Here is a 26,756-nt window from a genome sequence, read left to right as displayed (position 1 = left end):
TCGACCTCCACCCGTCGGGGCCGGCACCGGCCCCCGTCCGCAGTCCACAGCCAGCCCGCCCCCGCGGAGGGCCGGCCCGAGCACGAGAAAGCGCCATGTACGAGCTGTCCCGGGTCCGTCTGTACTCCATCGGTCCCGCCGGGGCCCGCTACGCGGACACCGTCCTGGACCTCCGCGGGGTCGGTGGACCCGTGCCGAACCCGGCCCCGCGGCAGACCGACATCTTCGAGGACGACGAGCCGCAGGGCCCGCCCCGTCGGCCCGCGCCGGCCGGTGTGATCTTCCTGGAGAACGGCGGCGGCAAGTCGGTGCTGCTCAAACTGATCTTCTCGGTGATGCTGCCCGGCCACCGGAACACCCTCGGCGGGGCCAGCTCCGGGGTGCTGCGCAAGTTCCTGCTCGCCGACGACTGCGGGCACGTCGCCCTGGAGTGGCAGCACACCCGCACCGGTGAACTCGTCGTCGTCGGCAAGGTCAGCGAGTGGCGCGGGCGGCAGGTCTCCTCCGACCCCCGCAGGTTCGCCGAGAGCTGGTACTCCTTCCGGCCCGGCCCCGGCATGTCCCTGGACGCGCTGCCCGTGGCCGAGCCCGGTGTGGCCGGGGCACGGGGCCGCCGCCGCACCATGAAGGGGTTCCGGGACGTCCTCACCGAGGCCGGCAGGACGTACCCGCACCTGGAGGTCGTCTGGGAGGAGATCCACGAGCGCTGGAACGAGCACCTCGGCACCCTCGGACTCGACCCCGAACTCTTCCGCTACCAACGGGAGATGAACGCCGACGAGGGCGAGGCCGCCGGCCTGTTCGCGGTCCGCCACGACATGGACTTCGTGGACCTGCTGCTCCGCGCGGTCACCGACACCCGCGACACCGACGGACTCGCCGACCTGGTGCACGGCTTCGCCAACAAGCTGGGCCGGCGTGCCGAACTGACCGCGGAGCGGGACTTCACCGCCGGCTCGGTGCGGTTGCTCAACCTCGTGGTGGAGGCCACCGAAGCCAGGGGACGGGCACGCGGCATCCACGCCGAGGCCGAGCGCCGCACCCGCCGGCTCTCCCAGCAGCTCGCCGCGCGCGCCCGACAGGAACGCCGGTACGCCGCGGACCTCGCCGAGCAGGTGGCACACGCCGCCGACGCGGTGACGACGGCCGAGGCGGCGCGCGAACGCAGCGCCCTGATCGCCGCTGAACTCGCCCACCGACACGCCACCCTCGGGCTGGCCGCGGGGGAGAAGCGGGCCGCCGCGGTGCGCCGTGAACTGGCCGACGCCCGCACCGCGCAGGCCGCCTGGCAGGCGGCCGAGCTGGTGCTGCGGCACCGGGCCGCCGCTGACCGCTCCGCCCGGGTCGCCGCGGCCATCCGGGAGGCGGAGCGGGACGCGGCGCCGGCCCTCGCCGCCCGGGCGCAGGCGGCCGGGGAGCTGGTGCGCGCCCTGGACACGGCGGCCGACGCCGCCGACGCCGCGGCGGACGAGCAGGAGGCGCGGGCCGAGGCGCTGCAGGGCGAGTCGGAGACCGCGCACCGGGACGCCACCACCGCGGCCACCGAGTCCCAACGGGCCCGCAGCGAGGCCGACCACCTGCGCCAGCGCCTCGCCGAGGTGGAGCGGGAGACCGCGGAGGCGGTGCGCGCCGGCTGGCTGGAGGAGTCCGCTTCCGACGAGGACCGGGTGCGCGCCGCGTTGGCCGCCGCGGAGACCGGCCGTGCCTCGGAGGAGGCCTGGGCCCGGACCCGTCAGGAAGCCGACGCGGCGCTCGCCGCGAGGGCCGAGGCCCTCGCCGAGGTGGCCCGCGCCGACCTGGCCGCGGCGCGCGCGGCCGACGCGCTGGCCGCGGCGGAGACCGCACACACCACCGCGGCGCGGGCTGCCCAGGGCCTCGCCGAGGACCAGCGGCTCGCCGAACTCCTCGGCGCACCGGCGCCGGACCCCGACGGTTCCCCGGGACCGGCCACCACCGCGGCGCCCGCCGCGGGACCGCCGGCGTCCGGCCGGGACACGGGCGGAGGCCGGCTCGGTGGTCTGACCCCCGCGCTGCTCGACGCCAACGCCGACGGGCTCCAGGAACTCCTCGACGGGGTCGTCGCCGGGGCCGAGCGCCGGTTGTTCGACCTGCGCACGGCGGCGGCGGACGACAACCGAATCCTGGCCGCGCTGGGCGACGGCGGGTTGCTGCCGCCCGGGCCCGACGTGCTGGCCACCGTGGAACTCCTCGGTGAGCACGGCATCCCGGCCCTGCCTGGCTGGCGTTTCCTGGCCCAGACCGTGGACCCGGCGGACCACGCCACGGTGCTCGGGGCCAGGCCCGAGCTGGTGGACGGTGTCGTGGTCACCGACCCCACCGCCTACCAGCGGGCCCGCGAGCTGCTCGCCTCGGCCGCGCTGCTGCCGCGGTCGGCCGTGGCGGTGGGCACGCCCGCGGCCCTGCTCGCCCCGCCGCCGCCCGGTGGCGCCACCGACCCGCAGGTCTTCCTGGTGCCGCCGAACCCCGCGATGCACGACGAGCACGCTGCGGACGACGAGCGGCGGGTCCTGCGCGCCCGGGTGACGGACCACGACGAACAGATCCGGGCGCTGACCGCCCGACTCGCCGCCGACCGGGCGTTGGCCGGGCGGCTCGCCTCGTGGCGCGCCGCCTGCCCGCCGGGCCACCTGGCCGCCCTCGCCGACGCGGTGACCGCCGCCCGCGCGAGGAACGACGAGGCGCGCGCCCGGCTCGCCGAGGCCCGGGCCACCGCGGACGACGCGGAACGGCAGGCCGCGCGTGCGGTACTGCTGCGCGACCAGCGCCAGCAGGAGGCGCAGCAGGCTTCCCGCGCCGCCGACGCCCTGGCCGGGCTCGCCCGCCGACTGCGGGAGCGCCCCGCGGCGACCAGGCGGTTGGCGGAGCTGGCCGAGGACGGGGCGGCGGCCGACGCCCGGGCCCTGGAGTGCCTGGCCCTCGCGCGCGCCGCGGACGAGGACCGCCGGGCCGCCCAGCGCGCCGCCGACGACTCCCGGCGCACCGCGCGCACCCTGCGTGCCGAGCGCGCCGAGATCGCCGGGGCGCCGGAGGAACCCACCACGGAACCACCGAGCGCCCCCCTGGCCGCGCTCCGCGAGGCGTACCGTTCCGCGTCCCAGGTGTACGAGAAGGTGGGGGTCGGGGCCGACCTGCGCGCGGAACAGGCCAGGGCGGAGGGCGAGGAGAGCGCGGCCCGGGCCGACCTGGACCGGCTCACCAACAAGGTGCGCACCCGCGCCGCCGCGTTGCTCCAGGGCCCGGACGGCGCCGAGGCCCCGTCCCGACAGGCCGCGGCGGCCCGGGTGGAGGCGCTGGTGCACACCCTGGAGGGGCGGGCGGCCGCGGCCAGCGAACACCTCGGCCGGCTGCGCGGGGAGGCGGAGCGCCACGCCCCGGCCGACGGTGACGCGCACACCGAGCTGCCCGAGGACCTGCGGCCCCGGGACGCCGAGCACGCCCAGGCCCTGCTGCGCACCGCGAACGGGCGGTTGGCGGCCGACACCGAGGCGTGGGAGTCGGCACACGCCGACCACGCCGCCCTGGTGCGCGCCCACCGCACCGCCCAGGAACGGGCCTCCGGCTTCGACGACGTCGCCGCGCTGCTGCGGGACCTGCTGCCGGCCGCGACCACACAGGGCGAGGAGGGAGCGGAGGAACCCACGGCGTACCCCGACGACCTGGAGCGGGCCCGCACCGCGGCCGCCGAGTCGCGCCGCTCCCTGCGGGGCTGCGCCGCCGACCTGGCCGCTGCCCAGGACGCCGTCCGGGAGTCGTGCGACGTCCTGGTCCGGCACGCCAACGCGGCCCGGTTCGAGATGGTGCGCACGCCCGCCCGCCAGCAGATCCGGGAGCTGCCCGCCGCCTCGCTGCCCGAGCACGCCCCGGCCTGGGCCGCCGCGTTCGCCCCCCGGCTGCGGGTGCTCAGCGACGAACTGGAGCAACTGCTGCGCAACCGGGACAGCATCGTGGACCGGTTGCGCGGGCTGGTCGAGGCGGCCCTGGACACGTTGCACTCGGCGCAGCGGCTGTCCCGTCTGCCGGAGGGCCTGGGGGAGTGGTCAGGGCAGGAGTTCCTGCGGATCCGCTTCGCCGAGCCCGACCCGGCCACGCTCACCGAGCGCCTCGGCGAGGTGATCGACGAGGCCACCCGGGCGTCCGTGCGGAAGAACGGCGCCTCCCGCCAGGCCGAGTGGGGCCGGCGGGACGGTCTCACCCTGCTCCAGCAGGGCGTGCACGCGGCGCTGCAGCCCGAGGGCGTCACCGTGGAGATCCTCAAGCCGGACGCGGTGCTGCGGGCCGAGCGGGTGCCGGTGGGCCAGATGGGCGACGTCTTCTCCGGTGGCCAGTTGCTCACCGCCGCCATCGCCCTGTACTGCACCATGGCGGCGCTGCGCAGCAACGACCGGGGACGGGACCGGCACCGGCACGCCGGCACCCTGTTCCTGGACAATCCCATCGGCCGGGCGAACGCCGCCTACCTGCTGGAACTCCAACGGTCCTTCGCGGACGCCCTCGGTGTCCAGTTGCTGTACACCACGGGCCTGTTCGACACCACCGCGTTGGCCGAATTCCCCCTGGTCATCAGGCTGCGCAACGACGCCGACCTGCGGGCCGGGCTGAAGTACATCTCCGTGGAGGAGCACCTGCGCCCCGGGCTGCCGACCCCGGACGGCGGCGCGGTCCACGGGGAGGTCACCGCCACCCGGGTCTTCCGGAGGTCCCAGGAGCCGACCGGTGCCTAGGCGCCGCGCAGCCGGGGCGGGGAGGGCGAGCCGGGGGACTGCGGGTCGGCGGGGCGACCCGGCCGAGCCTGCGCGCGCTGTCCCCGGGGTGCGCGGGCCACGCTGCTCGGTTCCGAGATCACCCCGTGTCGCTGGACGTGGACCTGACGGGTGACCCAGACGTCGAGCACCGCCCATGTGGCGATGATCGTGCTGACCACCGCCGACAGGGTCATCGGGGCGGCGATCCAGGCGGCGGCCAGGGCGCCCAGCACCGCGATGTTCACCTGGATGATCGTCAGGGCGATGATGATCACCGCCCGCACCGCCGACCGTCGCACCGGGTCGGGCATCCGCCGCCGGCCGACCGGCTCCTCCACCCACAGCGAACGGCTCCTGCGCTCGTGTGCGGCGAAGGCGTGTTCAATGAGCTCATGGTGACGTTGTGCAGCCATGAATCCCCCACCATCCGCAGCCACGTAGCTCATCCTGCCCCGTTCTCGTCGGGAGCTCCCACGCGGGCGTGCTGATCCGGACACCGAGCCGCTGGCCACACCCTCTCCGGACCGACTCCGGGAGGGGCCTGGAGAGCGCGCGCGGAACGTCCGGAACGTTCCCGGGTCGTGCTCGAGTGCCCGGAACCCCCGCTGCCGACCAGAAAACCCCTGGTGAAGCAGGAAGGGGGCTGATAGGGAGGGCGATGTGACGGATGGTGGGAGTGCTATATCCCTTTCTATCAGATTCCTCCTGGTTTTTGGCGTCATGGCTGGAGAAGTGGCGGCAGTGTCGCTGGAGTCAAGCCACAATCTAGGTTGACACTGGGTCGCGACTGGGCGGGATGTCCGGAAACCCTAGGACAAGTAGTTATGTTGCGCCCTAGTTGACGTGCGAGAACGCATCGTTCACGACTTCGGAGCAGTCACCTGCCGGTAGTAAGCTCGCGCCGTTTAGTGACTGCCTCCCAGCCTCAAAGGTGTACGCATAAGATGCGCTCTCGCGGGAGATCGATCCGCCGAAAAATCGTGGTACTGCTTCTTGTGCCACTGGTGTCCCTGGTCAGCCTGTGGGCGTTCACCGCGGTGGACGCTGTTCAGGACGTGATGGACCTGAGGGACATCGACGATGTCCAGGCCGCATTCGGCCGTCCCATGGAAGCCACCATGTTGGCCATCCAGGACGAACGGCGGCAGGCCATGCTCTACCTCTCCCAGCGCGAGGACGCCCGTTCCCTGAAGGAGCTCCAGGCCAGCCAGGCTCGCACCGACGGTGAGATCGAGAAGCTGCGGAACTCCGCCAGGGACGGTGACAAGCGGGACATTCTCAATGACCGGCAGAACAGGGGTCTGGACGTTCTGCTGAAGGAGCTCAACAAGGTCGAGGAGCTGCGCGAGAAGATCAACTCCGGTTCGGTCGACCGCTTCGGGGCGTTCAAGGGCTACACCGCCCTGGTTGACCCCGGCTACTCGCTCTTCGCCGACCTCGGAGCCATCAACAACAACGACCTGTCCAAGCACTTCGGCTCGATGGTCACCCTGGTGCGCGCCTGGGAAGCCGTCACCCGAGAGGACTCCCTGGTCTCCGCCGCACTGGCGTCAGGTGACATGTCGCAGGGCGAGTACCGGGCCCTGTCCGCCGCCATCTCCGAACAGCGCGTGCTGTTCACCCTCGGGGTCAAGGACCTGCCCGCGGAGAGCCGCGAGGAGCACCTCAGGCTCGCCAAGGGGAAGATCCCCATGGAGCGCTTCCGCATGGAGGAGAAGATCCTCAACGCGGGGGCCGAGGGCGCCGCGACTGTCGTGAAGCCCGATGAGTGGCGCGCCAACATCATCGCCAGCAACAAGGTGCTCGCCCAGATGGCCCACGAACGGGCCTCGAGTTACGCCGACCGCGCCGAGCCGTACGAGACCCGGGTCAACGTCTACGCCGCGGTCGTCGGCATCCTCGGCCTGCTCGCGGTGATCGCCTCCATCATCATCTCCGTCCGCATCGCCCGTGCCCTCGTCCGCGACCTGACGCGACTGCGCAAGGCCGCGCTCGAGCTGTCCGGCACCCGCCTGCCACGCGTGATGCGCCGCCTCGCCTCCGGCGAGTCGGTGGACGTGCGCAGTGAGGCGCCCGACATGGAGTTCCGGGACAGCGACGACGAGATCAACCAGGTCGGCCAGGCGTTCAACGACGTGCAGCGCGCCGCGGTCGAGGCCGCGGTCAAGCAGGCCGAGCTGCGCCAGGGCGTCTCCGAGATCTTCGTCAACCTGGCCCGCCGCAGCCAGGTCCTGGTGCACCGGCAGCTCACCCTGCTGGACGCCATGGAACGGCGGACCGAGGACGCCGAGGAGCTCGCCGACCTGTTCCGCCTGGACCACCTGACCACCCGTATGCGTCGTCACGCCGAGGGTCTGGTCATCCTCTCCGGTTCCGCCCCCTCCCGGGCCTGGCGCAACCCGGTCCAACTCATCAACGTCATCCGCGCCGCGGTCTCCGAGGTGGAGGACTACGAGCGGGTCGAGGTGCGCCGCATCCCACGGGTGGCGGTCGTCGGCTCCGCCGTGGCCGACATCACCCACCTCATCGCGGAACTGGTCGAGAACGCCACCGTGTTCTCCCCACCGCACACCCAGGTCCAGGTGCACGGAGAGCGCGTCGCCAACGGTTTCGTGCTGGAGATCGACGACCGTGGACTCGGCATGACCCCGGACGCGCTGCTCGAGGCCAACCAGCGTCTCGCCGAGACCCCGGAGTTCGAGCTGTCCGACACCGACCGGCTCGGCCTGTTCGTGGTCAGCCGGCTCGCCCGGCGGTTGGGCGTGCGCGTCTCGTTGCGTCCCTCGCCCTACGGCGGCACCTCCGCCGTGGTCCTCGTTCCCAGCACCCTGCTCACCGACGACCAGAACAGCGCAACGGCGGAACAGCCGGCCATGGACACCGCGGACTCCGAGCGGGGCGAGGATGACAACGAGGAGAGGCCCGTGGGGGAGCGTGCCAAGAGCGAGGAGGCCTTCCGCGAGTGGGGCGTGAGCCCCGTGAGCGACCTGCCGGGCGACGACCTGCCCGCCGACCACGAGGCGGACCAGCACGACCAGGCCCCCGACTCGGTCGGCGCGGGGGACGGCAACGTTCCGCGCCTCCCACGCCGCCGTTCTCCCGTCCTGGTCGCCGACCGCGGTCGTCCCGTGGAGCGGCTGCCCCGTCCGGTGCCCGCGGGAGAGCACGACGCCGGTCGGTCCGCCGGGCGCCACGCCGCGCCGAGCGGTGAGTCCGGCGGCACGCCGGGGACCGGGAAGCGTCGGGCCGGCAGCCGTGGCACCGCGGGAGCAGGTCAGGAGGAGAGCGGTTACAGTCTGCCCAAGCGGGTCCGCCAGGCCAGCATCGCCCCGCAGCTCAGGGTCCAGCAGCCCGACGCCGAGACCACGGACGACGCTCCGGTGCGTGAGCGTTCGGCCGATGAAGTACGGTCCAGGATGGCGTCGTTCCAGCGCGGCTTCCAGCGCGGCCGCACCCTCGACGGCGACCTCGACGGCGGTTCTGGCGATGGCGGTGCCGGGCGTCAGGCCCGGCAAGCACCAGGAACCAGCACAGAAAGGGACGGTCGATGACCGCACCGACGAACCAGGCGGGAGAGCTGAACTGGCTCCTCGACGACCTCGTCTCGCGCGTGGCGTACATCCGCAAGGCGCTGGTGCTCTCCAGCGACGGTCTGGCCACCGGAGCCTCGCGGGGCCTGACCCGGGAGGACTCCGAGCACCTGGCGGCCGTCGCCTCAGGTTTCCACAGCCTTGCGAAGGGCGTCGGCCGGCACTTCCGGGCCGGGGCCGTACGACAGACCCTGGTCGAACTCGACGGCGCCTTCCTCTTCGTCACCGCGGCCGGCGACGGTAGCTGCCTGGCCGTGCTCGCCGACGCGGAGGCCGACGTCGGGCAAATCGCATACGAAATGACACTGCTCGTCAAGCGGGTTGGCATCCATCTGTCAACGGCACCGCGCGACGGCATTCCGATGGGTGGGTGAGCCAGGCTGATGCCTGCACACGGGGATCGAGGAGCCAACGGGGGCCAGTGGTACGACGACGAGGCGGGGCCGGTCGTCCGGCCCTACGCGATGACTCGTGGTCGCACCCGAAGCGCGGCCGAGGACAAGCTCGACCTGATCGCCCTGGTCGTCATTGAGCCCCGAGCGGTCAACGGCGACCTGGAGGGGAGCAGCGAACTGGCGCTCGCCCCCGAGCATCAGCACATCATCGAGTTGTGCATGGTGGAGCCGATGTCGGTCGCGGAGCTCGCGGCGGACACCAATCTGCCGGTCGGTGTGGTCCGAGTGCTGCTCGGCGACCTGCTGGACGCGGAACTGGTCCGCGTCCGCCGGCCGGTGCCACCGGCCCAACTTCCGGACGAAAGGATCCTGCGCGAGGTGATCAATGGACTTCGGGCGCTCTGAGACAGGGCCCGCCAACTCGGAACAGGATCTGGTAGCACTCAAGATCCTGATCGCTGGCGGGTTCGGAGTGGGCAAGACCACGTTGGTCGGCGCGGTCAGCGAGATCAGGCCGCTGCGGACCGAGGAGGCGCTGAGCGCCGCCGGCAGGCCCGTCGACGACACCACCGGCGTGGAACAGAAGAAGACCACCACGGTGGCCATGGACTTCGGCCGGATCACCCTCCGCGAGGGCCTGGTGCTCTACCTCTTCGGCACGCCGGGCCAGGACCGCTTCTGGTTCCTGTGGGACGAGCTGGCCACCGGCGCGCTCGGTGCCGTGGTGCTCGCCGACACCCGGCGGCTCGAGGACTGCTTCGCCGCGGTGGACTACTTCGAGCGGCGCGGCATCCCGTTCGCCGTCGGTGTCAACTGCTTCGAGGGCGCCCGCACGTTCCCGCCGCAGGCGGTACGGGACGCGCTCGACCTGAGTGACAGCGTGCCGGTGGTGCTCTGCGACGCCCGTGACCGGGAGTCGACCAAGGAGGTGCTGATCTCCGTGGTCGAGCACGCCCTGGAGGCCTCGGTGCGCCGCAGGACCCCGGAGCCCAGCGCCCCCTAGCCGGGCGCGCCCGGCCGGTTCCGTCGCCGGGGCGCACACGCCACGCCGAACGGCCCGTTCCCCTCGTCAGTGAGGGGAACGGGCCGTTCGGCGTGCACAACGGTTCCCGACGGACAGTCAGCGGCGAGCCCGGCGGGGGGCGCGGGCCGAGTCGGGTGGGATCACTCGCTCTCGACCCAGTCGAAGCTCCGCTCCACCGCCTTGCGCCAGTTGCGGTACTCCCGGTCACGGACCTCCGGAGCCATCCGCGGGGTCCACTCGGCCGCGCGCTTCCAGTTCGCCCGCAGCGCGTCCAGGTCCGGCCAGAACCCGACGGCGAGGCCGGCCGCGTAGGCCGCCCCCAGGCAGGTCGTCTCGGCGACGATCGGCCGGATCACCGGCACGTCCAGGACGTCCGCCTGGTGCTGCATCAGCAGGTTGTTGGAGGTCATCCCGCCGTCCACCTTCAGTGAGGTGATGCGCACCCCGGAGTCCTGGTACATGGCGTCCACCACCTCCCGGGTCTGCCAGGAGGTGGCCTCCAGCACCGCCCGCGCCAGGTGGCCCTTGGTGACGTACCGGGTCAGACCGGTCACCACGCCGCGGGCGTCCCCGCGCCAGTACGGGGCGAAGAGCCCGGAGAACGCCGGGACGATGTACGCGCCCCCGTTGTCGTCCACGCTGGCCGCCAGCGTCTCGATCTCGGCGGCGGTGTTGATGATGCCCAGTTGGTCGCGGAACCACTGCACCAGGGCACCGGTGATCGCGATCGACCCCTCCAGGCAGTACACCGGCTTCTCCTGGCCGATGCGGTACCCCATGGTGGTCAGCAGTCCGCTCTTGGACTGCACCGGCCGGTGACCGGTGTTCAGCAGCAGGAAGCTGCCGGTGCCGTAGGTGTTCTTCGCCTCGCCCACGTCGAAGCAGGTCTGCCCGAAGACGGCCGCCTGCTGGTCGCCGAGGGCGGAGGCCACCGGCACCCCGGCGAGCTGACCGGTGGCGGTGCCGTAGACCTCGGCCGAGGAACGGATCTCCGGCAGCACGGCCTCGGGGATGTTCATGGCCTCGAGGATGGCCGGGTCCCACTGGAGGGTGGACAGGTCCATCAGCATCGTCCGGCCCGCGTTGGTCACGTCGGTGACGTGGACGCCGCCGTCGACGCCGCCGGTGAGGTTCCAGATCAGCCAGGAGTCGATGGTGCCGAACGCGATCTCCCCGTTCTCCGCCCGGCGGCGCAGCCCCGGGACGTTGTCCAGCAGCCAGGCGGCCTTGGGGCCGGAGAAGTAGCTGGCCAGGGGCAGACCGGTGGTGGCGCGGAACCTGTCCTGGCCGATGTCCCCGCCCAGCTCGGTGCAGAGCCGGTCGGTGCGGGTGTCCTGCCAGACGATGGCGTTGTGCACGGGCCTGCCCGTGGCCCGCTCCCACAGCACCGTGGTCTCGCGCTGGTTGGTGATGCCGATCGCCTTGAGCTGGTCCCGGCTGATCCCGGCCTTGGCCAGCGCCCCGGCGACCACTTCCTGGGTCTTGTTCCATATCTCGGTGGCGTCGTGCTCCACCCAGCCGGGCTTGGGGAAGATCTGCTCGTGCTCGCGCTGGTCCACCGCGACGATGCGGCTGTCCGCGGCGAAGATGATGCAGCGGCTTGAGGTCGTTCCCTGGTCGATGGCGGCGATGAACGATTCGGTCATGGAGGTGCCTCGCGGGTGTGGTGGGAGGACGCCGGGTCGATGTGCGGAAGCTGGGTCACGAGTGGGAGGCGGGTCGGGCGCGCCCGAGGGTCAGAAGGCCGCCCGGAACAGTAGCGCGGCGAGCGCCGCACCGGCGAGCGGTCCCGCGACGGGAATCCAGGAGTAGCCCCAGTCCGACGTGCCCTTGTTCGGGATCGGCAGCACCGCGTGCATGATCCGCGGCCCGAGGTCACGCGCCGGGTTGATGGCGTAGCCCGTCGGCCCGCCGAGGGACAGGCCGATACCGACGACGAGCAGCGCCACGATCAGGGTCAGGCTGCCGCTCTCACCGAGCCCCTTGGTCATGCCGAACGACAGCACGCCCAGGATCAGCACCATGGTGGCGATGGTCTCCGTCACCAGGTTCTGCCAGGTGTTCCGGATCTCCGGGCCGGTGGAGAAGATGCCCAGCGTGGGCTCCTCGTTCTTCTCGAACTGCCCGTAGTAGGTGAGCCACGCCAGGGTGGCGCCGGTCATCGCACCCAGCATCTGGCCCAGGACGTAGAGGTGGACCTGGTCCCAGTCGCCCGAGTCGATGGCGAGGGCGAAGGTGACGGCGGGGTTGAGGTGTCCACCGGACAGCGGACCCGCTATGTAGGCGCCGGCCAGCACCGCGAAACCCCAACCGAAGGTGATGACGATCCAGCCGCTCGCCCTCGCCTTGGAGTGCTTGAGGGTGACCGCGGCGCACACGCCCGAGCCCATGAGGATCAGCACCGCGGTGCCGATCAGTTCGCCTATGAATACGTCGCCGTTGGAAAACACTGGCAGCTCCTCGTGTCAGGGCCGAAAGCCGAGGACCCACCCCCTCATAGGGTCACGAAGCCGACCGCGGGCACAGACCGATGCCCCCCGTCCGGCACCGCTCGGGTATCCGGCAAAGGTCGGCCGTGCCCGGACGCGGACAGGCCTCTGCCCGGGATCGATACGCGATCACGCCGACTGACAACGGAAGTTTTCCCGTGCGGGCAGGGGGCGTCAAGGAGATCAACAGGTCCAGTTACCCGTCGGTTCGGTGCGTTTCCCAGTTCGTCACCAGGCCGAGATCCGGCTTGACCAGGACTTGACCGGACATCATGACCATGTCCAGTTCCGGGAGGTCCTCCAGCCTGCCCGGGTGCCCGGCGAGCGACGCCGACCTCGTCCCCTGACCACCGGGCCCACCGCGTGGGGACGTTGCCCCGATCGGCGCGATCCCGTGGGAACCGCGCCGGCGTGCTTCGACCGTCTGTTCCCGGTCCCTATCATGCGTGCCAGGGACCCGGGGTCCGCAGGACCCGAGACGCACGGCATCCACCCGTGTTCCCGCTGGGCCCGACATCCGCGGGGGGAAACGGCAAGAGGGGCTGGCGGCAGTGGAGTTCTGCGTACTCGGACCGCTCGAGGTGCGGCACGAGGGCTGCCCGCTGCCCCTCGGCGCTCCCCGGACCCGGGCGGTGCTGGCCATCCTGTTGGCCACCCCCGGGCGCCTGGTCGCCGTGGACCAGTTCGTGGACGAGCTCTGGCCCCAACAACCCCCGCCGGACGCCCGGGCCCTGGTGTACGGCTACGTCTCGCGGCTGCGCCGGGCGCTGCGGCCCGCGGGTCCCGACACCGCCCGACGGCTCGTCACCCGCCGCCCCGGCTACCTGCTCGACGTCTCCGACGAGGAACTCGACCTGCACCGGTACCAGCGGCTGCTCGCCCAGGCCAGGTTGGCGCAGCAGGCCGGCCACCCGGAGCACTGCGTCACCCTGCTCGGCCGGGCCGAACGGCTCTGGCGCGGACAGCCGCTGGCCGACGTTCCCCCCACGCCCACGGTGACCGCCACCACGGCCAGGCTCCAAGAACTCCGGCTCGCCGCGCTCGAGGACAGGTTCGACACCGCCCTGGCGATCGGGGAGCACGCCGGGCTGGTCGCGGAGCTGACCGAGCTGGTCGCCGCCCACCCGCTGCGGGAACGGCTGGTGGGCCAGTTGATGCTGGCCCTGCACCGGGCCGGCCGCACCGCGCACGCCCTCCATGCCTACCAGCGCCTGCGCCAGCGGCTCGCGGACGACCTGGGCATCGACCCCGGCCCGGACCTCCGGGAGCTGGAACTGGCCATCCTGCGCGGCCAGGTGGACGCCCCGGCCTCCCTCCCGCCCGGCCCCACACCACCCCGGGGCGCCGGAGCGACGGCGACGACCACCGGTGCCGGACGGCCACGGACGACTCCGGTCGCCACGGCTCCCACGAGCCCCACCGACCCCGTACGGCCGTCGCGTGCCGACGGGCGTGGCCCCGCTCTCCGTTCCGCACCCGCCGACGCGCGGGGGACGGCCTCGGGCCCCACCCGTTCCGCTCCCACCCGTTCCGCTCCCGCCGGGGCAGGGCCGGTGGGTCCGGAGCGCGACGGGGCCACGACGCGGGGCCCCGAACAGGCCACACCCGACCCCGAGGCGGCCACGGTCCTCCCCCCGCCAGCCCAACTCCCCGCGGACCTGGCCTCCTTCACCGGCCGCGGCCCCGAGCTCGCCCAGTTGCTGCGGTACCGGGACATCGAGGGCCCCACCGCGGTGGTCATCCACGCCATCGACGGCATGGCCGGCGTCGGCAAGTCCTCCCTGGCGCTGCGAGCCGGGCACCGGCTCGCCCCGCACTTCCCGGACGGGCAGCTCTTCATCGACCTGCACGGCTTCGCCGAGGGCATGGCGCCGGTCGATCCCGCCGACGCCCTCAACACGCTGCTGCGCGGCCTGGGGGTGCCGGGCGAGCACGTCCCGCACGGCGTGGCCGAGCGGTCCGCGCTGTTCCGCAGCCTCCTGGCGAACCGACGGGCGCTCCTGGTGCTGGACAACGCCGCCACCGAGGACCAGGTCCGCCCGCTCCTGCCCGGCGCCCCCGGCTGCCTGGTGCTGATCACCAGCCGCAACCGGCTGACCGGCCTGGACGACGCCAGGCCGCTGTCCATGGACGTGTTGCCGATGTCCGACGCCGTCGCGCTGCTCACCACCGTGTTGGGCCAGGAACGGCTGGTGGGGGAGAGCCCGGAGCTGCTGGAGGAGGTCGCCCGGCTCTGCGGCCGGCTGCCCCTGGCCCTGCGGATCGTGGCCAACCGGATGCGGTCACGGCCCGCCTGGACCCTCGCTCACCTGTGTGAGCGACTCGGGGACCAGGAGCAGCGCCTGGCCGAACTCGAGGCGGGCGACCGCGGGGTGGCCGCGGCCTTCCAGCTCTCCTACCGCCAGCTCACCGGACCGCAGCGCCGGCTGTTCCGGCTGCTCGGCCTGCACCCGGGGCCGGACATCGATGTCTGGGCCGCCGCGGCCCTGCTCGAGACGGGCCGCGCGGAGACAGGTCGGCTACTCGAGGCCCTGGTCGACGCCCACCTGCTGCGCTCCTCCCAGCCCGGCCGTTTCCACTTCCACGACCTGCTGCGCCGGCACGCGGCCGAGACCGCCCAGCGGGAGGAGTCACCGGCCGAGCGGCACGCGGCCCTGGGGCGGCTCCTCGACCACTACGTGCACACCGCCTCCGTGGCGATGGACGTGATGGCCCCGCACGGTCGTCACCGCAGGCCACGCATCGCGCCCCCGCGGTCCGGCTGCCCCCCGATGGCCGGGCTCTCCGAGGCCCTGGCCGTGCTGGACGCCGAACGCTGCAACCTCCTGGCCGCCGCCGACCTCGGCGTCCGCCTCGGCCACCAGCACCACGTCAGCCACCTGTCCACCATTCTCGGGCGTTACCTCCAGGCCCGCTCGCTGAACTCCGAGGCGCTGACCCTGCACCGGCAGGCCCTGCTGGCGGCCCGGTGCAACGAGGACCTGGCGGGGGAGAGCCGCGCCCTGTTCGAACTCGGTCTCGTGCAGGTCCGGTTGGCCCGCTTCGGTGAGGCGTTGGCCTCGTTGAGCCGGTCCCTGGTCCTGGTCCGCAGGACCGGGGACCGCAGCCAGGAGGTGGCCACGCTGTGTGCCGTGGGCATCGCCGGGCACTGGCTGGGGCAGCGCAGGGAGGCGCTGGCGCACCTGCGTACGGCACTGGACCTCGTGCGCCAGTACGACAACGCGCCTGACCGGGCCGCGGTGCTCAAGGACCTGGCCCGGATCGAGGCCGGCCTCGGTCACCTCGACGAAGCCAGGCAGCACCTGGAACAAGCCCTGACGGTCTTCAGGGAACTGGACAACCCCTGGGGGACCCACCGCGCCCTGAACGAACTCGCCCACGTGACACGGATGCAGGGCCAACCGGAGGCGGCGCTGCGGACCCACCGCCAGGTGCTGTCGTTCACCCGCGAGGCGGGGGACCACGACCTGGAGATCCCGGCGCTGGACGGCGTCGGCCGGGCCCTGCGCGCCTGCGGCGAACTCGAACAGGCACTGGTCCACCACAGGACCGCGCTGGCCCGGGCCACCCAGATCCACCGCTCCGCCCACCAGGCCCGGGCACACGCCGCCATCGCCGAGATCGAGGACTCCCGGGGCCGGCGGGAGGTGGCCCTGCGGCACTGGGAACGAGCCCTGGACCTCTACCGCGACCTGGGCATGCCCGAGGCCGACGAGGTCGGGGCGCGCCTGCGCGCCGCCGGCCGACTCCCCGTGGAGCACCCCCGCTGACCCGTCAGCGGCCACCACGGCCACCGGCCGCGTCCAGGTTTCGTCCAGGTTTCGGTCAGCGCCCTTCGGCATAGTCGTGTGGCGAGACGCGAGACCACACGGGGACGCTATGCGCGGCAGGCTGCCACAGACGACGGGACGGGGACCGAGGCCCCCGCGTCCCGCGCTGCGATCAGGCCGCGTCCCGGTGTTCGGCCAGCCACTTCTCGGCGGTCTCGGCGAGCTCGCGATCACGCCCGGCGAGCATCGTCCTGATCATCTTGACGTCGCCGCGCAGCGACCACAGGGGGTGCCCGAACGTCGCCGGGTTGTTCTTCTCGATCAGGAAGTGCGCGGGCCAGGCCGTCCCGTAACCGATCACCGGAAGCCCCGCGAGCAACCTGCGGCGGCGGCGCGCCAGACCGTACCCGGTCACCGCGAGCCCGGTCAGCGTCCCCAGGAGGTGCACCCACCGGGTGGCCGCCTTGGAGTGCATCGCGACGTAGTACGGCCAGAACTCCTCGAACGTTGTGTGCGTCTGTGTGCTCGGCGTCACCATGCCCACACGGTAGTTCGAGGTGAGGCCCCAAGGCCAGGTCGTGGAGCGCCACTTCGCCCCGGTCGTCGCCGACCGGTGGAACGGCCCACGGCCCGGCACGCCTCCCCACAGTTGTCCGGTGCGGCGGGACCCACGGGGGTGGCCCCGCCGCGCCGGTCACCCGGTCACCGGGCCGGCGACCCCCGCGGGCCCCTCCCGACGGGGGACCGCCGGCCCCGGCGGGGCCGCCCCCCGGGCCGTCACCCGCAGCGGATACAGTCCGAGCGTGTCCGCGACTGACCCTGCCGTGCGCACCAGGAACTCCCACTGTTCCTCCTGCGGCACCGCGTTCCCGCCTGACCTGGGCTGGCCCCGTGACTGCGCCGAGTGCGGCGCCACCACCTACCGCAACCCGCTGCCGGTCGCCGTCGCCCTGTTGCCGGCGCGCCTGCGCGACGACCCGCCCGGCCTGGTCGTCATCCGCCGGAGGATCGAGCCCCGCCGCGGCCGACTCGCCCTGCCCGGCGGGTACATGGAGGTCGGCGAGACCTGGCAGCAGGCCGTGGCGCGGGAACTCACCGAGGAGACCGGCATCGAAGCCGACGCCACCGAGGTCCGCCTGGCCGACGTGATCAGCACCGGCCACGGCGAACTCCTGGTCTTCGGGGTGCTCGAACAACGGGACCTCGCCGACCTGCCGCCGTCCAGCCCCACCGAGGAGACCGGCGGCTGGGAGTTCCTGCCCGCCCCCGACGAGCTGGCGTTCCCCCTGCACACCAGGGCCGCCAGGTGCTGGTTCGACGGGCTGTACCGGTGAGCCGCCCACGATGACCGACACCGCGCCCCCGCACCCGACCGACGAGCCTCCGCGGAGCCGTCCCGCCACGGGCCCCGACGAGGACCAACTCCCCGAGGGCCTGCGGGTCGACGTCGCCGACCAGGTGGCCACCCTGCGCATCGACCGGCCGCAGGCCCTGGGTGCCCTCACCGCCCGGATGTGGGCCGCGCTGCCCGGCATCCTCGACCGCCTGGCCCGGGACCCGAACACCGCGGTGCTGGTGCTCACCGGCACCGGCGGCGTGTTCTCCGCCGGCGCGGACCTGCACGACCTGAGGCGGCACTACGCCACCCCGGGCTCCGCCGACGCCTTCCACGCCGCCAACGCCGCCGCGGAACGGGCCCTGGCCACGTTCCCCAAACCCACCATCGCCCTGGTCAGCGGCGTCTGCGTGGGCGGTGGGTGCCAGCTCGCCGTCGCCTGCGACCTGTGCTTCGCCGACCCCACAGCCCGGTTCGGGATCACCCCGGCCCGCTTCGGCATCGTCTACGACGCCGAGTCCACCCACCGCCTGGTCCGTCGGGTCGGACCCGCCGCGGCCAAGTACCTGCTGTACTCGGCCGAGCTCGTCGACGCCGCCCACGCGCTGCGGATCGGCCTCGTCGACCAGGTCTGGGACCAGGACCAGGCGCCGCGCCGTGCCTACGCGTTCGCCAGGACCGTCGCGGGCCGTTCCCAGCTCACCGTCCGCGCGGCCAAGGACCTCATCGACGCCCCAGGCCCGGACCCGGCGCGGTCCCTGGCCTGGGAACGGGAGTCTCGTTCCTGCGCCGATGTCCCCGAGGCCATCGCGGCGTTCGCGGAACGCCGCGCCCCCCGGTTCACCTGGGACGGGCCCTCACCCGTCGTCCCCGCGCACGCGCACCCGGCGGCCGACGACGGCTGAACCGGCCCGCTCCACCACGACCCGCCCGTCGACCCGACGCACCAGGTACTCCTCCACCACGGACCCGGACCACCCGTCCCCGGCATCCACCACCAGCGAGCCGCCGCCCAGGTCGCCCGACTCCGGCGCCCACACCTCCAACTCCATCCCGTCCGCCGTGGCGACCGGCACCACGGCGCCCGCGCGCACCAACACCGGCACCCGCTCCAGTGGCGCCGGAAGCTCGACCACACCCGGCCCGGTGTACGCCCGCCCGGTGGCCCGGTCGTACCAGCGCCCACTGGGCAGCCGAACCCGGCGGTGTTCCACCCCCGGCTCCATCACCGGCGCCACCAGCAGCGCGTCCCCCAATAAGAACGCGTCACCGACACCGCGCAGCGGGGCAAGACCCGGCTCGTGCCACCACACCGGACGCACGTACGGCGCCCCGGTGCGCCGCGCCTCGTGGGCCAGCGTGTACAGGTACGGCAGCAGCCGCTCACGTTCGGCGAACACCGCCCGCGCCCGCTCCAGCACCTCGGGCCCGAACTCCCAGGGCTCCGGCCACCCCACGGCCGACCCGCGGGTCCGGAACAACGGCAGGAACGACCCGAGCTGGAGCCACCGCAGGTACAGCTCCGGCGACGGCCGACCGGAGGCACCCGCCCCCACATCGGCGCCCGAGTAGGGGACGCCGCACAGCCCCAGGCCCAGGACGAGCGCCAACGCGACCCGGAGTCCGGCCCACTGCGCCGTCACCTCCCCGACCCCACAGCCCGCGTACCGCTGCATCCCGGCCCAGCCCGACCGCGCCACCACCCACGGGCGCCGGTCCGGGCACGACCGCTCCAGGGCCTCGTGCGCCGCCCGCGCCATCAGCAGCCCGTACACGTTGTGCGCCGACCGGTGGTCGCCCCCCGCGCCGTCCCCGCAGTGCCGCGTGGACCGCGGCAGGGTCCGCTCCCCGAACGCCGCGGACACCGCCGGCTCGTCCCCGACGTGCCACACCCCGGCGCACCCGTGGAGCTCCAGGAGCTCGCCCCACCACTGCCGGGCCGCCGCGGAGGTGAAGTCGGGGAACACCGACGTGCCCGCCCGTGTCGTGGTCCGCAGCACCCGACCCCGCGGGTCCCGGCAGAACACGTCCGCGGCCGTGCCGCTGTCGTACTCCGCGTCCCCCGGCTCGGCCCGCACCGCGGGACGCGTCACCGACACCAGCCGCACGCCCGCGGCCCGCAACTCCTCGACCAACCCCGGCAGGTCGGGGAACGACCGCCCCCGGCGTCCCCCCGGGTGGTCGGTGTCCAGGTGCACCGCGGACAGCGGCAGTCCGCGCCCCAGATGACCGGCCACCACCTCCCGCACCCCGCCGGCGGCCGGCGGACCCCACCGCGCGTGCTGGTGCCCGAGCGCCCAGCGCGGCGGCAGGGCCGGCCGCCCGGTCAACGTCGTCCACCCCTGCAACAACCGGGCCGGCGGCCCGAGGAGCACCCAGTACCGCAGCGGCCCCCCGTCCATCCGCAGCTCGCACCCCGCGGGCCGGTCGTGCCCGGAACCGGCGCCCTCCGCCCCGTCCCGCAACCGGACCCACCCGTCCCAGGTGTTGTCGTGGAACACCAGGTGACACCCCGCCCCGGCCGCGACCACCTGCACCGGCATGGTCAGCGACAGCGGATCGTCCCCCGGGCCGACCACACCCGGCGCGGTGTTCCACAGCCGGTACTCGCCCTCCGGGAGCCGCGGCCCCGCCGCCCGGCACCCCAGGCCGAACACGTCGGCGTCCGCGGCCAACTCGGAACGCTGCGTCCACCGCCCGCCCCCGACGGCCTCCGGCGCGTCCCACCACCGTGGCGGCAGGTCCCGCCGCAACAGCGCCCCGCCCGGGGTGCGGAACTCCACCGTTCCCCGCGTGCTGACCACCACGAGCGCCCGCTCGGACACCACCCGCCAACCACCGTCGGTGTCCGGCTCGAGCGACGCCCGGGTGTCCGCCGCCGGGCAGCCGTCCACCAGGGCGTGGGACGGCTCAGCCGCCGCCCCGTCCCAACCGCAGAACACCGCGCCGCCGACCGCGACCCGCACCCGCAACACGGCCCGTGCGAACCGGAACACCCCGCCGCCCGGCAACGGCTCCGCGCTCCGCACCTGACCCGGCGCCCTCGCCCGTTCCCTGCCTCCTGCCGGCAGGTAGCGGGCGTCCAACCGGCGGCGCACGAAGGCGTCCCGCAGCGAACGCAGCCGATGCCCGGCACCGGGAGACTCCAGGGACCGCATCCGGCCACGCACCACCATGCCCATACCCTCCCACCTGCTCACCCACCGGGATCGCGGCCCCCGGTCAGAGGTCCCCTTGGCACCAGGGAGGATCACATGGCATCGTCCCTGCCAGCCGCCCGGCGCACACCCGCGCACCGGGCGGGGGCAGGGCAAACAACGCGCCGCCACCCGGCGCCGCCACCCGACGTCGAGGGAACACCCGGGAGCCGCAGATGAGCAGCACCGAACAGGACGAGACCGAGCCGCTGTGGCAGCCGCGGCCGGAACGCGTGGAAGCCGCCAACATCACCCGGTTCCAGTCCTGGGCGGCGCAGCGGCACGGAGCCCCCACCGCCACCGAAGGCGACCCCCTGGCGTCCTACCGCGCCCTGCACGCCTGGTCCGTGCGTGAACCCGACCAGTTCTGGCAGGCCGTCGCCGAGTGGTTCGACGTCCGCTTCACCAGCCCCCACCAGTCGGTCCTGGCCGACGCTGCCATGCCAGGCGCCCGCTGGTTCCCCGGCGCCACCCTCAACTACGCCGAGCACGCCCTGCGCCGGGCCACCGAACACCCCGCGGAAACCGCCCTGATCCACCTGGACGAGCGGCGCCAGCCGCAGCAGACGAGCTGGGCCGAGCTGCGCCGCCAGGTCGCGGCCGTCGCCGCCCTGCTCCGCGACCTCGGGGTCCGCCCCGGCGACCGGGTCAGCGGCTACCTGCCGAACATCCCGCACGCCGTCGTCGCCCTGCTCGCCACCGCCGCGGTGGGCGGAGTGTGGACCTCCTGCGCCCCCGACTTCGGCGCCCGCAGCGTGCTCGACCGGTTCCAGCAGGTCGAACCCGTGGTCCTGTTCACCGTGGACGGCTACACCTACGGCGGCAAGACCCACGACCGCACCGACACCGTCGCCGAACTCCGCCGCGAACTCCCCACCCTGCGCGCCGTGGTACACGTGCCCCTGCTCGGCACCCCCACCCCGGACGGCGCCGTGGACTGGGACCAGGCCATCTCCGGGGACCACGAACTGCACGTCGAACAGGTCCCGTTCGACCACCCCCTGTGGGTGCTGTACTCCTCGGGCACCACCGGTCTGCCCAAGGCCATCGTCCAGTCCCAGGGCGGCATCCTCCTCGAGCACCTCAAGCAGACCGCGCTCCACTTCGACCTCGGCCCCGACGACCGGTTCTTCTGGTACACCTCCACCGGCTGGATGATGTGGAACTTCCTCGTCGGCGGCCTCCTCGCCGGCGCCACCGTCGTCCTATACGACGGCAGCCCCGGATACCCGGAGCGGGACGCCCAGTGGCGGATCGCGGAACAGACCGGTGTCACCGTCTTCGGCACCTCCGCGGCCTACGTCGTGGCCTGCCGCAAGGCCGATCTGCACCCCGGCCGCGACCTGGACCTGCGCCGGGTCAGGTGCGTCGCCACCACCGGATCGCCGCTGCCGCCCGACGGCTTCTCCTGGGTGTACCAGGAAGTGGGGTCCGACATCTGGCTCGCCTCGGTCAGCGGCGGCACCGACGTGTGTAGCTGCTTCGCCGGGGGAGTGCCCACCCTGCCGGTGTACCTCGGCGAACTCCAGGCCCCCTGCCTGGGCAGCGACGTGCAGTCCTGGGACGCCACCGGGGCACCCGTCGTCGACGAGGTCGGCGAACTCGTCGTCACCGGCCCCATGCCGTCGATGCCCGTCCGGTTCTGGAACGACCCCGACGACCAGCGCTACCGGGAGAGCTACTTCGCCACGTACCCAGGGGTGTGGCGGCACGGCGACTGGATCACCCTCACCTCCCGCGGAACCGTCATCGTGCACGGCCGGTCCGACTCCACCCTGAACCGGGCGGGCGTGCGGATGGGCTCCGCCGACATCTACGAGGCCGTGGAGCGCCTGCCCCAGGTGCGCGAGTCACTGGTGATCGGCGTCGAACAACCCGACGGCGGCTACTGGATGCCGCTGTTCGTCCACCTCGCCGACGGCAGCCGCCTCGACGACGCCCTGCGCGACGAGATCAAGCGGACCATCCGCGACCAGGTCTCCCCCCGACACGTCCCCGACGAGATCATCGAGGTGCCCGGGGTGCCCCACACCCTCACCGGCAAGCGCATCGAGGTCCCGGTGAAGAAGCTGCTCCAGGGCGCCGCCCTGGACAAGGCCGTCAACCCCGGCTCGGTGGACGACGTGACGCTCCTGGAGTTCTTCGCCCGGCTCGCTCGGGAACGCGCCGCGACGAACCCCGACCGCTGAGCCGCCCGGGGCGGCGAACGCCCCGGTGCCGGTTGTCAGACTCCCCGGTTACGGTGAGTGAGCATCGACTCCTGTCGTGTCACACGCCGAGCCAAGGGGGAAAGCCATGGCCACCAGGTACCAGCCCGAGCAGCCGAGCCCGTCACCCCGGCCGCCGGGGCCCCGGCGCTCCCGAGCCGCCGGCGGCCGGGGCCGCTCCGCCCGGGCAGCGCTCCGCCGGGACGTCCCGTGCACCGTGGCCGTGCTCGTCGGGCCCGAGGACTTCTGCGCCATGCGCCAGTACGCCAGCTTCGGCTTCTCCGACTACCGCACCTACCTCCGCCACGTCGAGGAGCTGCTGCGCGCCCTGCGCTCCCGGGGCCTCCACGTGCGGGTCGCCGTCTTCGACCCCGCCGAGTTCACTGCCTTCTGCGCCCGGCACGGCCTGGACCCCGACACCCCGGTCACCCGCGCCCGCTACGCGGCGGACGCCGCCGGGCCCGGCGCCGCGGTGCCCTACGGCGGGGAGCCGCTGGACGACCTGGTCCACTCCGCGCTCCACGGCGCCGAACGCAGAAGGGTCCACGCCGCCGCCCGCGCCGTCGTTGACGCCCACGGTTCCGGCGCGGTCGCCTACCAGCAGATGCACGGGAAGCTGACCGCCCTGGTGGAGCGTGCCGGCCCGGGGGAGCACCACCTGGTGTGCAGCGCCACCGTGCACGGCACGCCGTTGCTCGCCGCGGTCCACGTCCGCTCCACCCCCGGCCCCCGGGAGCTGCCCGAGGACGACGCCGCGCTGTTCTGCGCCGTCCTCGCCGCCGGCCTCCTCAGCGGGGGCGGAGGCGGAGTGGTCCTGCGCACCCGCCCCGAGCCCGAAGGCCGGGACACCGTCCGCGGCTGGGCCGTGCGCGACGGCGCGCTGCGCCCCCTCACCGCGGGCGAGGTGTTCGACGCCTACTGCACCGACCACCGCACCGGCGAGCCCATCGCCCCGGAGCACGGCGTCGACTACGAGGCGGGGTTCCCCCTCGACCTCCCCCCGTCCGGGCACGGGCCGGACGGCAGCGGGGACGCGCCATGACGTCCCCGGGCCCCTCCGCGACCGCTTCCGCGGTGCCGGTGCCCGGCACCGCCCCTGCGTCTACTCCCCGGACAGCACCGCCATGGCAGCGGTCCGCGCCTGTGCCGCGCTGTCCTGCGCCCGGGCCGCGGCCGCCGCGCGTTGGCACTGGGCCAGGGTGTGCGTGGCCAGCGTCGCCCGTACGAACGGGATCGCCTGGGCCGCCATGGAGAGACTGGTCACCCCGAGCCCGGTCAGCACACAGGCCAGTGCCGGGTCCGCCGCCGCCTCACCGCACACCCCGCAGGCCCTGCCCAGTTCCCGCGCCGCCTCCGCCGACGCCGCGACCAGGTCGAGCAGCGCCGGCTGCCACGGGTCCTGGAGCCGGGACAGAGACCCCNCCTGCCGGTCCGCGGCGAACGTGTACTGCGCCAGGTCATTGGTGCCCAAGGACAGGAACTCGACCTCCTTCAGCAGCGCCCGCGCGCGCAGCGCCGCCGAGGGGACCTCGACCATCGCCCCGAACTTCGCCTGGAGCCCGGCTTCCCGGCAGGCCACGGCGAACGCCCTGGCGTCCGCTCGGTCGGCGACCATCGGCGCCATCACCTCGAGGTGCACCGGAAGCCCCTCAACGGCCCTGGCCAGGGCCCGGAGCTGGGTCCTCAGCACCTCCGGGTGGTCCAGCAGCAGGCGGAGGCCCCGCACCCCGAGCGCCGGGTTGGGCTCGTCGCCGTGGTTGAGGAACTCCAGGGGCTTGTCCGCGCCCGCGTCCAGGACCCGCACCACCACCCGGCCCTGGGGGAACGCCTCGAGCACCTGCCGGTACGCCTCCACCTGCCGCTCCTCGGAGGGGGCCCGCTTGGAATCGTCCAGGTAGAGGAACTCCGTGCGGAACAGGCCGACCCCTTCGGCGCCGGCCTCCACCGCGGCGGAGACGTCGGCGGGCCCGCCGATGTTGGCCAGCAGCGGCACCAGATAACCGTCCGAGGTGGCCCCGGGCCCCGAGGCGGCGGCCAGCACGGCGCTCCGTTCGCGCGCCGCCCGTTCCAGGGCGGCCCGCTTCTCCTCGCTGGGCTCCACGACGACCTCGCCGGTGCTGCCGTCCACGGCCACCACCACACCCGTGGGCAGGTCGGCGGCCCCGGGCAGCGCCACCACCGCGGGCACGCCCATCGCCCGCGCCAGGATGGCGCTGTGGCTGGTGGGACCGCCCTCCTCCGTGACGAACCCGAGCACCAACCCGGGGTCGAGCAGCGCCGTGTCCGCCGGAGCCAGATCCCGCGCGATCAGCACGTACGGCTCGTCGCTGTCCGGCACACCGGGCAGCGGCACGCCCAACAACCTGGCAACGATGCGGTTGCGGACGTCGTCCAGGTCGGCCACCCGACCGGCCAGGTAGTCACCGGCTGCGGCCAGCAGCGCGCGGTAGGCGGCGAACGCGTCGTAGATGGCCCGCTCCGCGGAGCTGCCGACGGCGATCCTGCGCTCCACGTCCGCCATCAGCTCCGGGTCCTGGGCCATCATGGCCTGTGCCTCGAGCACCGCCTGGGCCTCGCCACCGGCGAGGTTGCCCCGGGCCACCAGGTCGGCCGCCACCGCCTCCACCGCCTGCTGGGCGCGGTTCTGTTCGCGGGGCGCGTCACGCTCGGGGATCTGCCGGGCCGGCGGTTCCAGGACCGCGGTTCCCATGTGCCGCACCTGCCCGATGGCGACCCCGTGACTGACGCCTACGCCGCGCAGCGTGGTCTCCATGCTCACTCGTCTCCCGTCGATGCGGCGGCGGTGCCGCCGCGGGTTCGTCGTTGTTCGGTCAAGCCACGTCGGAGCACCGACCGGTGGGCGCCCCGACCAGCCGCGGAGCTGTGGTCAGCGCCAGGAGAACAGCAGGGTCCCCACGGTGACGGCGCCGTCCTCCGCGACCTCGGACAGCGACTCGCGGGTCGCCTCCAGGGCCACCACCGGGCAGATCGGCGACTTGCCGGCCGCCTCCACGGCCGCAGGGTTCCACCGCACCACAGGTCGGCCGCGGGTGACGGTGTCGCCCTTGTTCACCAGGGTCTCGAAGCCCACACCATTGAGCTGCACGGTGTCTATCCCCAGATGGACCAGCACGCCGTGCCCGTCCGGGTCCACCACCACGAACGCGTGCGGGTGCAGGGAGACCACGACACCGTCCACCGGTGCCACTGCCTCGGCGGGCCCCCTGACCGGATCGACGGCCGTCCCCGGGCCGACCATCGCTCCGGCGAACACGGGATCAGGTACCGCGGACAGTCCGATCGCCCGACCGGCCATCGGCGACGTCACAGTCGTCATGGGGAAGCCTCCCAAGGTGCAGTACAGAGGCGCCGGTCCAACGGTGTCACTGGGCGGCGGTACTGCCCAGCAGCCTAAATCATCAGAACATAGGATTCCGGCTGCCTCCGCCGGTCCTCACCTGCGGTGATCACAAAGGCGGTCCGAACAGTGACTCGGACGCCAACTGGCCCTCCGCAGGATCGATTTGCCACTCGCGGACCGACCGATGTACGGTTCAACCTCCGCTGAGGCAGGTCGCTGCGGACAGGTGTGTCCTTCACACGCCGAATCGGATCGCTCGGTTCAACACCGCGTCAACAAGCGGAAGAGCGATTCGGACCGGTCCGGAGAATGCGCTAAGGTAGTGGCCAAGCCGGAAGGCGGAGAAAGAAAAAGCATCAAGCGTTCGTTCCTTGAGAACTCAACAGCGTACCAAAAATCAACGCCAGATTAGTTGATACCCCCGGATGGGTGGGTTCTGGCCCGCGTGGTGTGGGCTGGGGCTGCCTGTCGGGTGGTTTCTTTGAAACAACATATGCAGGGACGCTGGTGGTGGTCGCCGATTTTTCCCGGTGACGGACCGCCGCTCTGCCGCGTATGTGACCTCCGAGGCCTGGCCTGCCGCCGATGTGTGGTGGGTTGGGTGTGTAGGGGTGAAGCATTCAC

17 protein-coding genes are annotated in these 26,756 nt (G+C 73.3%); 10 read left to right on the top strand and 7 right to left on the bottom strand.

Features of this window, described 5'->3' with window-relative positions:
* Positions 1-95: 95 nt before the first annotated feature.
* Positions 96-4,742, top strand: a complete 4,647-nt coding sequence (locus A3IG_RS0119850; protein WP_018385337.1) for a hypothetical protein — start codon at positions 96-98, stop codon at positions 4,740-4,742.
* Here A3IG_RS0119850 and A3IG_RS30560 read toward each other — a convergent pair.
* Positions 4,739-5,176 carry a hypothetical protein gene (locus tag A3IG_RS30560; protein ID WP_157862290.1) on the bottom strand — a complete coding sequence of 146 codons (438 nt, stop codon included), beginning with the start codon at positions 5,174-5,176 and terminating at the stop codon, positions 4,739-4,741. The genes A3IG_RS0119850 and A3IG_RS30560 overlap by 4 nt on opposite strands.
* 531 nt (positions 5,177-5,707) lie before the next feature.
* Here A3IG_RS30560 and A3IG_RS0119840 point away from each other — a divergent pair.
* From A3IG_RS0119840 to A3IG_RS0119825, 4 genes are read left to right on the top strand one after another with little or no spacing between them, the layout of a single operon-like run.
* On the top strand, positions 5,708-8,314 hold the full coding sequence (locus tag A3IG_RS0119840) for a sensor histidine kinase (protein ID WP_026220450.1): 2,607 nt from the start codon (positions 5,708-5,710) through the stop codon (positions 8,312-8,314).
* On the top strand, positions 8,311-8,727 hold the full coding sequence (locus tag A3IG_RS0119835) for a roadblock/LC7 domain-containing protein (protein ID WP_018385334.1): 417 nt from the start codon (positions 8,311-8,313) through the stop codon (positions 8,725-8,727). Before A3IG_RS0119840 ends, A3IG_RS0119835 begins: the two co-directional genes overlap by 4 nt.
* A gap of 9 nt (positions 8,728-8,736) precedes the next feature.
* Complete coding sequence (locus A3IG_RS0119830; RefSeq protein WP_018385333.1) at positions 8,737-9,153, top strand: DUF742 domain-containing protein; 417 nt, start codon at positions 8,737-8,739, stop codon at positions 9,151-9,153.
* On the top strand, positions 9,134-9,751 hold the full coding sequence (locus A3IG_RS0119825; protein WP_018385332.1) for a GTP-binding protein: 618 nt from the start codon (positions 9,134-9,136) through the stop codon (positions 9,749-9,751). Before A3IG_RS0119830 ends, A3IG_RS0119825 begins: the two co-directional genes overlap by 20 nt.
* 161 nt (positions 9,752-9,912) lie before the next feature.
* Here the strand turns inward: A3IG_RS0119825 and glpK are convergent, their stop codons facing one another.
* Both glpK and A3IG_RS0119815 read right to left on the bottom strand, forming a co-directional pair.
* On the bottom strand, positions 9,913-11,418 hold the full coding sequence (gene glpK / locus A3IG_RS0119820) for a glycerol kinase GlpK (RefSeq protein ID WP_018385331.1): 1,506 nt from the start codon (positions 11,416-11,418) through the stop codon (positions 9,913-9,915).
* Between the two features lie 90 nt (positions 11,419-11,508).
* Positions 11,509-12,222, bottom strand: a complete 714-nt coding sequence (locus A3IG_RS0119815; RefSeq protein WP_018385330.1) for an MIP/aquaporin family protein — start codon at positions 12,220-12,222, stop codon at positions 11,509-11,511.
* Between the two features lie 590 nt (positions 12,223-12,812).
* Here A3IG_RS0119815 and A3IG_RS32035 point away from each other — a divergent pair.
* Positions 12,813-16,031, top strand: a complete 3,219-nt coding sequence (locus A3IG_RS32035) for an AfsR/SARP family transcriptional regulator (RefSeq protein ID WP_018385329.1) — start codon at positions 12,813-12,815, stop codon at positions 16,029-16,031.
* Positions 16,032-16,203: 172 nt separating this feature from the next.
* Here the strand turns inward: A3IG_RS32035 and A3IG_RS0119800 are convergent, their stop codons facing one another.
* Positions 16,204-16,569, bottom strand: coding sequence for a DUF962 domain-containing protein (locus tag A3IG_RS0119800; RefSeq protein WP_040911992.1), 366 nt, complete (start codon positions 16,567-16,569; stop codon positions 16,204-16,206).
* A 265-nt stretch (positions 16,570-16,834) separates the two neighbouring features.
* Between A3IG_RS0119800 and A3IG_RS0119790 the strand changes: the two genes are divergently transcribed.
* A complete protein-coding gene (locus A3IG_RS0119790) occupies positions 16,835-17,365 on the top strand; it encodes an NUDIX domain-containing protein (protein WP_026220449.1) in 531 nt (176 codons plus the stop codon).
* A gap of 10 nt (positions 17,366-17,375) precedes the next feature.
* Positions 17,376-18,272, top strand: a complete 897-nt coding sequence (locus A3IG_RS30550) for an enoyl-CoA hydratase/isomerase family protein (RefSeq protein ID WP_018385326.1) — start codon at positions 17,376-17,378, stop codon at positions 18,270-18,272.
* Here A3IG_RS30550 and A3IG_RS0119780 read toward each other — a convergent pair.
* Positions 18,225-20,549: a glycoside hydrolase family 31 protein gene (locus A3IG_RS0119780; RefSeq protein WP_018385325.1), complete on the bottom strand. Its 2,325-nt coding sequence runs from the start codon at positions 20,547-20,549 to the stop codon at positions 18,225-18,227. The genes A3IG_RS30550 and A3IG_RS0119780 overlap by 48 nt on opposite strands.
* Before the next feature lie 191 nt (positions 20,550-20,740).
* Between A3IG_RS0119780 and A3IG_RS0119775 the strand changes: the two genes are divergently transcribed.
* Together A3IG_RS0119775 and A3IG_RS30545 are read left to right on the top strand one after the other, a co-directional pair.
* Entirely contained in the window at positions 20,741-22,753 is a 2,013-nt protein-coding gene (locus tag A3IG_RS0119775) for an acetoacetate--CoA ligase (RefSeq protein WP_018385324.1), read from the top strand.
* A gap of 106 nt (positions 22,754-22,859) precedes the next feature.
* Positions 22,860-23,813, top strand: a complete 954-nt coding sequence (locus A3IG_RS30545; RefSeq protein WP_018385323.1) for a hypothetical protein — start codon at positions 22,860-22,862, stop codon at positions 23,811-23,813.
* A 60-nt stretch (positions 23,814-23,873) separates the two neighbouring features.
* Here the strand turns inward: A3IG_RS30545 and ptsP are convergent, their stop codons facing one another.
* A complete protein-coding gene (gene ptsP, locus A3IG_RS0119765) occupies positions 23,874-25,544 on the bottom strand; it encodes a phosphoenolpyruvate--protein phosphotransferase (RefSeq protein WP_018385322.1) in 1,671 nt (556 codons plus the stop codon).
* A gap of 114 nt (positions 25,545-25,658) precedes the next feature.
* A complete protein-coding gene (locus tag A3IG_RS0119760; protein ID WP_026220447.1) occupies positions 25,659-26,108 on the bottom strand; it encodes a PTS sugar transporter subunit IIA in 450 nt (149 codons plus the stop codon).
* Positions 26,109-26,756: the final 648 nt, after the last annotated feature.

The sequence above is a fragment of the Wenjunlia vitaminophila DSM 41686 genome (genome assembly GCF_000380165.1).
GTDB classification, from domain to species: domain Bacteria; phylum Actinomycetota; class Actinomycetes; order Streptomycetales; family Streptomycetaceae; genus Wenjunlia; species Wenjunlia vitaminophila.
This window is presented reverse-complemented; position numbering and strand designations above follow the sequence as displayed.